The following is a 3,924-nucleotide window of genomic DNA, read 5'->3' as shown; positions in this document are numbered from 1 at the left end:
GAGCGGAGCGAGACCGGACCAGGTAGCACAGCGATCGAGCGGAGCGAGACCGGACCAGGTAGCACAGCGATCGAGCGGAGCGCGACCGAAGCAAGAAGCACGGCGGGAAGGAACGCCGGAACCGCCGGGAGGGCAGCCCGCCGGTGTCCTCTGGGTGAGGGCCCCCGGTTTCAAGCGTGCCTCGGGGGTACGACGGTTTCGGGGCCCGCGGGCCCCGCCGTCACCCGATCGGGTCAGAGGATCTCGGAGCCCTCGTCGTCGTAGACGATCTCGGACTTCTCGACGCCCTGCGGCGTCGTGTCCACGAACTCGCTGATCTGGGAGTGCGCGCCGCAGCCGTGGTCGGCGGAGACGACGCGGGCGTCCTCGGAGGAGTAGAGGTTCGCGCAGGCGCCGAAGGCGAGGCGCATCGACCCGGCCAGCGGCAGGAAGAACCCGCAGGTGCCGCAGCGGGCGGGGGCGGGCGCGGCCTCGGCGATCGGGGCGGTGGGCCCGCGGTCGCCGTCGTACCAGCGCTGCGCGGTCTCGGCGCGGCCCTCGCGGTTCATGACGCGCTCGCGGCCCAGGCCCAGCTCGGTGGCGATGTCCTCGACGGCGTCGTCGTCGGACAGCTGGTAGGCGGGCATGAGGCGGTCGTCGTCGTCCTCGGTGGGGAGGACTTCGCCGGTGCCGACCTCGCCACCCTGGAGGCGGTCGGCCCACGGCACCCACGCGGGGGCGCGGAGCGCGTCGGGGCCGGGCAGCAGCGCGGTCTCGGAGACGGTGGCGGCGCGGGCGCGCGGGACGCGGGTGAGCACGACGGCCCAGCGCCAGCCGCGGTAGCCCGGAAGGGTGCACTCGAAGTAGTGGGTGACGACCCGCTCGGACTCGGCCTCGACGCTCAGGTGCTCGCCGATCCCGTCACCGGCCTCCTCGGCGGCCTCGCGGGCCAGATCGACGGCATCGGCGAGGGCCCGGTCCAGGCGCGGCTTGCGGGCACGGGACTTGGCGGCGGCGGTGGTAGAGCTGTCAGGCACGCCTTCAAGCATAGGTCAGCTCGCGCCGGGCCCCGGCGGTCGGTGCGCCCGGGCGGGAGGGGAATGCGCCACACTGCGGCCGACGAGGCCCCGGCGGGAGCCCGGACGTAGGCCCGGCCCGGCGGGACGTAAGCGGCCGCAGGCGTGTCGGACCCGCGAGGGAGGCTTGAATATCGGGGGAGCTCGCGTCCCCTCCCATGGGGGTGCCCGCGAACCGGCGGCGCCCTGCCGGCCGGCTGCGTCCAGCGCCACGTTCACTGCCGCGACCGGAGGGGCGTGCGGGCCGGTACCGTTTGCTCCATGCGAATACTCGTCGTGTGCGCGGTCGCCGAGGAGGCCCAGGCCGTCGAGGCCGGGCGCTCGCTCCGCCACGAGCTGGACATCCTCGTCTGCGGGGTCGGCCCGGCCGCCGCCGCGGCCTCCACCGCGCGGACCATCGCCGAGAACAGCCACATGGGCCGGGCGTACGACGTCGTCGTCAACGCGGGCATCTGCGGGGCGTTCCAGGGGCGGGCGAAGATCGGCGACGTGCTCATCGGCACCGACGCCGTCCACGCCGAGCTCGGCGTGGCCCTGCCGTGGCGGTTCCAGCCGATCGACGAGATCGGCTTCGGCACCAACCGGATCGGGTGCAACACCGTGCTCACCGTCGCCGTCGAGGGCGTGCGCGGCGAGATCCTCACCCTCGCCTCGATCACCGGCTCCGACGGGCAGGCCGCGAACCTCGCCCACCGGTACCCGGACGCGGTCGGCGAGGCCATGGAGGGCTTCGGCGTCGCCACGGCCGCCCAGCAGGCGGGCCTGCCGTTCGCCGAGATCCGCACGGTCTCCAACTTCGTCGGCGACCGCAACGTCGAGGGCTGGGACTGGGGCTCGGCCCTGAAGTCGCTCACCACCGCCATCAGGGAGGTGTAGGCATGGTCGCACTCGGAATCCCGCTCGACGGCCGCATCGAAGACGGTGCCGTCGCAGAAAGCGCCCCCGGCGCACTGCACCTCGCGCACTCGCCGTGCCCGAACGACACGTTCATCTACCACGCGTGGACCTCGGGCCTCATCGACGGCGCCCCCGCCACGCGCCTGACGTTCGCCGACATCGACGTCACCAACTCCGCGTGCGCGCGAGGCGAATTCGACGTCGCGAAGGTCTCGTACGCGGCCCTGCCGCACCTCGGCCCCGAATGGCGGCTGCTGCCCGCGGGCGGCGCGCTCGGGCGCGGGTGCGGGCCGCTGGTCCTCACCGGCCCCGGCGGGCTGAAGAGCCTCCAAGGCCGCAAGATCGCGGTCCCCTCCGACCGCAGCACCGCGTTCCTGCTGTTCAACCTGTGGCTGCGGGACCTCGGCGGGCCCGACGTCGCCGTAGAGGTCGTGCCGTTCGACCAGATCATGCCCGCGGTGCGCGAAGGCCGCTTCGACGCCGGCCTGGTCATCCACGAGGCCCGGTTCACCTACGGCGAGTACGGCCTCGACTGCATGGTCGACCTCGGCGAGTGGTGGGAGGGCAGCACCGGCGCCCCGATCCCGCTCGGCGCGATCGTCGCCAAGTCCCATCTCGACACCGACGCGATCACCGACGCGATCCGCGCCTCGCTCGACTACGCGTGGGCGCACCCCGAGGCGAGCCGGGCGTACATCGCCGAGCACGCCCAGGAGATGTCGGAAGAGGTGTGCCGCAAGCACATCGAGCTGTACGTCAACGAGTTCTCCCGCGACCTCGGCGACGAGGGCCGCGCGGCGGTCGAGCGGCTCCTCGGCGGGGCCGCCGGTCTCGGGCTCGTCCCCGAGCTCGGCATCGCGATCCCCTAGCGGCCGAGCACTGGTCGCGGTACGTGGCGGGGCGGTCACCGGGACGTTCCGGACCGTCCGGTTCACGCCACGCTAGGCTTGACGGACTCAGCAGTAGCCGGCAAGAGAGAGAAGTTCGAGGTTCAGCGGTGCCCAGTGGTCGAGTGAAATGGTTCGACGCCGAGAAGGGATTCGGATTCGTCTCCCGCGACGACGGCGGCAAGGACGTCTTCGTGCACCGCGACGCGCTCCCCGAAGGCGTGGAGGAACTCGCCAAGGGGACGAAGGTCGAGTACAGCATCATCGACACGCGCCGCGGCGTCCAGGCGATGGGCCTCCACGTGCTCGCCGCCCCGGCGGCCGGCGCCGCCGCGGTCCCCGAGACGCCCAAGCGCTCGCCCGAGGAGCTCAACAGCCTCCTCCAGGACCTCATCGGCGTCCTCGAACAGCAGGTCATGCCCCCGCTCTCGCGCGGCCGGCGCCCCGACCGCAAGACCGGCGCCAAGATCGCCGAACTCCTCCGCGCCGTCGCAACCGACCTCGAATAGTCCTCGCGGCCGCGCGAATCGTCGGACCCCTGGGGCAGGGTTGTTGAACCGGGGGCCCATCGGTAGGGACATTTCCGTTATGTCCGTAGAAAACGGTGCGACACGCGCGGCGGGATAGGCTCGGTGGGTGACCTCCCAGGCGACTCCCCAAGCGGCCCTTCCCGCCGTCGACGCGCTCCTCGAACGCCTCGCCTCGCTGCCCTCGCTCATGGTGGCGTTCTCCGGCGGCGCCGACTCGGCGTTCCTGCTCGCCGCCGCCGTGCGGGCCCTCGGGCCGGAGCGGGTCGAGGCCGCCACCGCCGTCTCGCCGTCGCTGCCGCAGAGTGAACTCGACCGGGCCCGGGCGTTCGCCGAGGGCCTCCGGGTCGTGCACCACGCGCCGGTCACCGACGAGCTGTCCCGGGAGGGCTACCGCGCCAACGCCGGGGACCGCTGCTTCTTCTGCAAGACCGAGCTGATGAGCGTCGTCGGCCCGCTCGCCGAGGCGCGCGGCGTCGCGGCGGTCGCGACCGGCACGAACGCCGACGACCTCGCCGCCGGGTTCCGGCCGGGCATCCGCGCGGCCGCCGGGGCCGG

At 73.3% G+C, this 3,924-nt stretch carries 5 protein-coding genes; 4 read left to right on the top strand and 1 reads right to left on the bottom strand.

Annotation, left to right across the window (positions count from 1 at the left end; translation table 11 throughout):
* Positions 1 to 233: 233 nt before the first annotated feature.
* On the bottom strand, positions 234 to 1,016 hold the full coding sequence (locus DI269_RS03885) for a DUF3027 domain-containing protein (protein WP_198667123.1): 783 nt from the start codon (positions 1,014 to 1,016) through the stop codon (positions 234 to 236).
* A 300-nt stretch (positions 1,017 to 1,316) separates the two neighbouring features.
* Between DI269_RS03885 and mqnB the strand changes: the two genes are divergently transcribed.
* The 4 genes from mqnB to DI269_RS03865 all read left to right on the top strand — a co-directional run.
* Positions 1,317 to 1,931, top strand: coding sequence for a futalosine hydrolase (gene mqnB, locus DI269_RS03880; protein ID WP_112133816.1), 615 nt, complete (start codon positions 1,317 to 1,319; stop codon positions 1,929 to 1,931).
* 74 nt (positions 1,932 to 2,005) lie between these two features.
* A complete protein-coding gene (locus DI269_RS03875) occupies positions 2,006 to 2,821 on the top strand; it encodes a 1,4-dihydroxy-6-naphthoate synthase (protein ID WP_112133832.1) in 816 nt (271 codons plus the stop codon).
* 128 nt (positions 2,822 to 2,949) lie between these two features.
* Positions 2,950 to 3,348, top strand: coding sequence for a cold-shock protein (locus DI269_RS28960; RefSeq protein WP_112133815.1), 399 nt, complete (start codon positions 2,950 to 2,952; stop codon positions 3,346 to 3,348).
* A gap of 127 nt (positions 3,349 to 3,475) precedes the next feature.
* On the top strand, positions 3,476 to 3,924 hold a 449-nt coding region (locus DI269_RS03865; protein WP_332871925.1), incomplete at its 3' end, for an asparagine synthase-related protein.

The organism is Glycomyces dulcitolivorans, assembly GCF_003265355.1.
Lineage (GTDB): Bacteria > Actinomycetota > Actinomycetes > Mycobacteriales > Micromonosporaceae > Glycomyces > Glycomyces dulcitolivorans.
This window is presented reverse-complemented; position numbering and strand designations above follow the sequence as displayed.